Origin of the sequence: Streptomyces triticagri (assembly GCF_003429565.1) — a bacterium.
Lineage (GTDB): Bacteria > Actinomycetota > Actinomycetes > Streptomycetales > Streptomycetaceae > Streptomyces > Streptomyces triticagri.
Genome location: NZ_QUAK01000007.1, coordinates 1 through 4,039, shown reverse-complemented (window position 1 = coordinate 4,039; position 4,039 = coordinate 1). Strand labels below are relative to the sequence as shown.

Annotated in this window: 4 protein-coding genes and 1 pseudogene; 2 read left to right on the top strand and 3 right to left on the bottom strand. The window is 73.2% G+C overall.

The genetic code is table 11. From position 1 onward, the window contains the following. Together DY218_RS00815 and DY218_RS00810 are read right to left on the bottom strand one after the other, a co-directional pair. Positions 1 to 516, bottom strand: a pseudogene (locus DY218_RS00815) (ABC transporter permease); the annotation flags it as partial. Beyond that, positions 513 to 1,355: an ABC transporter ATP-binding protein gene (locus DY218_RS00810; RefSeq protein WP_128553959.1), complete on the bottom strand. Its 843-nt coding sequence runs from the start codon at positions 1,353 to 1,355 to the stop codon at positions 513 to 515. The pseudogene DY218_RS00815 and the gene DY218_RS00810, both read right to left, overlap by 4 nt. A 181-nt stretch (positions 1,356 to 1,536) precedes the next feature. On the opposite strand from DY218_RS00810, the gene DY218_RS00805 reads away from it, so the two are divergent. Together DY218_RS00805 and DY218_RS00800 are read left to right on the top strand one after the other, a co-directional pair. Further along, a complete protein-coding gene (locus DY218_RS00805; protein WP_128553958.1) occupies positions 1,537 to 2,397 on the top strand; it encodes an arylamine N-acetyltransferase family protein in 861 nt (286 codons plus the stop codon). Positions 2,398 to 2,468: 71 nt separating this feature from the next. Beyond that, complete coding sequence (locus DY218_RS00800) at positions 2,469 to 3,482, top strand: questin oxidase family protein (protein WP_128553957.1); 1,014 nt, start codon at positions 2,469 to 2,471, stop codon at positions 3,480 to 3,482. Here the strand turns inward: DY218_RS00800 and DY218_RS00795 are convergent. Beyond that, positions 3,460 to 4,039: class F sortase (locus DY218_RS00795; protein WP_147336113.1), on the bottom strand; the 580-nt coding region annotated here is incomplete at its 5' end. The two genes, DY218_RS00800 and DY218_RS00795, sit on opposite strands and share 23 nt — an antisense overlap.

Below are 4,039 nucleotides of genomic sequence, written 5' to 3'. Positions count from 1 at the left end.
CGCAGCCGTTTCGAGCACGATCGTGTCGCCGACGCCGGCCTTCGCCGTCCGGGCCGTATCCGCGTCGAGTACGACCTCGCCGCCGCGGGGCGCGGAACCAGAAGCGAGCGCCGTGCCCGTGAAGGCATGCGAGCCCCAACCATGCCCGGTCAAAGCCCCGTCACCCCCACGCACCGGGAAGCTGAAGTCCGCCACCGCCGCCCGTGCACCGGGCGCGCGAGCCGCCCTGTCCACGAGCCCGGCGTCCACCCGCGCCGTGTCCGGCAGCGGTACGGCCTCCTCCTCACGGTCCTCGCCGCTGCCGGTGACGACGTACTCGTACTGGTCGGCCGCGGCGACGACGGGTGCGTGCGCGTACCGCTCGGCCGGCACCGAGGCACGCAGCCCGGTCTCCAGGAGGATCCCGCAGGCCGACACGATCAGCGACGCCATCAGCAGCGCGACGAACGTCCCCACGAACGACGCAGGCTTGAACCGGACCGCCGCACGCGCCAGCCCGTTCGGTACGAACCTCACGCCGCGACACCCGCCACCGGGACACGACGAGCCGTCAGCATCGCCATCCGCGCCGCGATCTCCTCCGCCGTCCCCCCGTCGAGCCGATCGGCGAACACCCCCTCCGCCAGGAACAGCACCCCGTCCGCCCACGCCGCAGCGACCGGATCATGCGTCACCATCACCACCGTCGCTCCCAGGCCCGACACCGCATGCCGCAACAACCCCAGCACCTCCACGGCCGTCCCCGTATCCAGCGCACCCGTCGGCTCGTCCGCGAAAATCACATCAGGACTCGTCACCAACGCCCGCGCGATCGCCACCCGCTGCTGCTGACCACCGGACAACTCACCCGGCCGCCGCCGCCCCATATCGGCCAGACCCACCTGCGCCAGCACCTCACCCGCCCGCCGCCGGTCCTGACGCCGCCCCGCCAGCCGCATCGGCAACAGCACGTTCTGCTCCACCGTCAGCGACGGCAGCAGATTGAACGCCTGGAAGACGAACCCCAGACGGCTGCGCCGCAACTCCGTCAACGCGTTCTCCCGCATCCCCGTGATCTCCGTACCCGCCAGCCGCACCGACCCCGACGACGGCCGGTCCAACCCCGCCGCACACTGCAAGAACGTCGACTTCCCCGACCCCGACGGACCCATCACCGCCGTGAACGAACCCCGCACCAACGCCAGATCCACCCCCGCCAGCGCCTGCACCGCACCCCCACCCCGCCCGTACTGCCGCCGCACTCCCCGCAACTCGACCGCAAACCCCGAATCCTCAGCCGACACCCCCGACACCCCCGACTCCACCGGGACCTCGACCCCGTCCGACGCCCGCCGCCTGCTCCTGCGCAGCCCCATGACCCGCCCTCTCACGATCCGCTCGTCCGCTACCGACGGGGTGCAGCGTGCAGTGGCGGCCGGGCGCCGGGCGTCGTACCCGGGAGCCACATTCGAGCTGCTACTGCGGTAGGGGGTGACGCCACCACAGGTGCGGAACTGCTTCGGAATAGCTGCGCAGGATGTGGGGGTTGACCGACATATGTGGAGCAGCGAGCATCTCGACCTGGACGCATACCTCACGCACCTCGGACATGAGGGCGACCGCGCGCCGACCCTGGACACCCTGCGCGCCGTGCAGCGCGCGCACGTGCTGACCCTGGGGTGGGACACCTTGGACAGCTTCCTGTACCAGGACGTACGCCTCGACGTGCCGTCGATCCAGGACAAGCTCGTGCGCAGGGGGCGCGGAGGGTACTGCTACGAACACACCCTGCTGTTCGCCGCCGCCCTGGAGAAGCTCGGCTTCCGCTTCACCGCGGTCTCCGGCCGCGTCCAGCTCGGCGCGGACTCCACCACACCCCGCCCGCCGACCCACGCCATGCTGATCGTGGACGTGGAAGGCACCCGCCGCCTCGTCGACGTCGGCTTCGGCGCGAGCCCGCTGGAGCCCATCGACCTGACCGACGGCGCCCGCAGCGAGGCGGGACCGTGGCCGTACCTGCTGCGCCGGCAGATCATCACGCACGGCTCCCCGGGTTGGGCGGTGCACCAACTCGGGGACGGCCCGGAGGGGCCGGAAGGCTGGACGGTACGGCAGGTCTTCACCGAGACGCCGCAGTACCCCATCGACTACGCGGTCGGCAACCACTTCGTGGCCACGCACCCGCGCTCGCCGTTCGTCACCCGCCCGTACGTCCAGCGGCTGAGCACGGACCGGCACGACACCCTGGACGCCCTGGTCTGGACGACGGAACGACCGGGCGGCGAGGCCCCGGTGACCGAGACCGTACCGCCGCCCAAGGTGCCCCAGCTGCTCGCCGACGTCTTCGGCATCCGCACGGACCCGCAGGAGGCGGAACTCCTGGTGGCCCGCCTGACCGAGCTGGACCGGCAGTCTTAGGACCTGTGGTCGAACGGCCCTGGGTCCACGGCCCGTTACGCCCAGGCCACCGCCCGTCTAGCGTCCGGAGCATGGATACGACAGGCGTACTGGACGAAGCCCTGCAGCGGCTGCATCGGACCGGCCCCGAGCGGTTCGGCCGGCTCACCAACCACGCGCCGATGGCCGTGGAGGCCCTCGTCGCCCGCGGCAGATCCGGCTCGGTGCACCGATGGCTCGACCTGTACGCACCCAAGCTCGAGGACTTCCCGCCGTCACTGGAGCCGGTGACGGCCGCCGACTGGCGTGCCGCGCTCGGCGATCCGCGCCGGGCCGCCGACTGGATCGCCCACTTCCGGCGCGAGACCGCCGAGCGCCCGTGGCGGGACGTCCTCGCCGAGTGGTGGCCCCGGCTGCTCCCCGGCATGTACGGCGGCTCCACCCACCCGGTGATCAGAGTGGGGCACGCCGTACGCACCCTCCTCGACGGCGAGGAGACCGGGCCGCGCGTCGACGAGCTGGCGCACGGGCTCGGCTACTGGGCCGCCCGGCACTATGTCGTCGGGCACCTCACCCCGCTCACCGGCGCCGACGGCCCGGACGCCGCGCTGGACGCGGTCCCCGCCATCGCGGTGCGGGACGGCGGCTTCCCCGACCGCCTCGACCGGGTCACCGCCCTGCCGGTCTGGGCGGCCGCGGTCACCGATCCGGACGAGGCCCGGCGCCGCCTCGCCGACCTGGTGCGCGCGGCCACCCACCGCTACGCGACGCACGGCCACGGCGAGGAGACGATGCTGGTCCACGCGGCCACCGCACCCAACGCCGTACTGCGTACGCTGCCCGCCCTGCCCCGCGCCCTGTGGGCGCCCAGCCTGCAGGCGGCCTGGACGGCGTCCGCGGCGGTGACCGCGATGTACGCCCCGGACGCCCCGGTCATGTACGAGCCTCAGGGCACCTTCACCGCCGGCGATGTGATCGACCAGGCGCTCGCCCACGGCGACGAACACGTCATCAAACTGACCGACACGGCCCTCGACGTGGGCGACGAACGCGCCCACGCCGCGGCCCTGCGCGCCGTCGAACTCAGCGAGCCGCTCGGCCGGTGACGCCGGTCAGGGTGGCGTAGACGATCACGTTGTCGGCGTAGCGGCGGTCGGCCTCGGAGTAGGTGCCGCCGCAGGTGATCAGGCGCAGGCCCGCGTGGTCGATGTTGCGGTAGACCTCGACGGTGGGGAAGCGGTCCTTGGGGTGTACGGCGATCCGGTCCACCGTGAAGCGGGCCGTGCGGCCGTCCGCTCGGCGTACGTCGACGCGGTCGCCCGGGGAGACTTCGGCGAGCTCGAAGAACACGGCCGGGTCGCCGTCCCAGGTGACGTGCCCGGCGATCACGGACGGGCCGAGCGCGCCGGGGGTGGGGCCGGGCCGGTACCAGCCGGCCTTGTCCGGATCGCGCGGAGTCTGCATCGCGCGCCCCTTGCCGAGGCCGAGCCTCTCCAGGGACGAGGCCACCCCGAGGGAGGGGATGGAGATGCTCAACGGGCGGGAGGCGGGCAGGGGTTGGGCGGCCTTCCCGCCCGGGCGGGAGGACGGGGACGAGCCGGCTCCGCCCGGGCTGGCTCCGCCCGGTGCCGCGGAGCCGTCCACGGACCCGCCCGGGCCGCCC

What these genes read in the sequence shown, in the direction of transcription:
- DY218_RS00810 (WP_128553959.1), bottom strand. Translation starts at nt 1,355, where the DNA reads ATGGGGCTGCGCAGGAGCAGGCGGCGGGCGTCGGACGGGGTCGAGGTC.
- DY218_RS00805 (WP_128553958.1), top strand. Translation starts at nt 1,537, where the DNA reads ATGTGGAGCAGCGAGCATCTCGACCTGGACGCATACCTCACGCACCTC.
- DY218_RS00800 (WP_128553957.1), top strand. Translation starts at nt 2,469, where the DNA reads ATGGATACGACAGGCGTACTGGACGAAGCCCTGCAGCGGCTGCATCGG.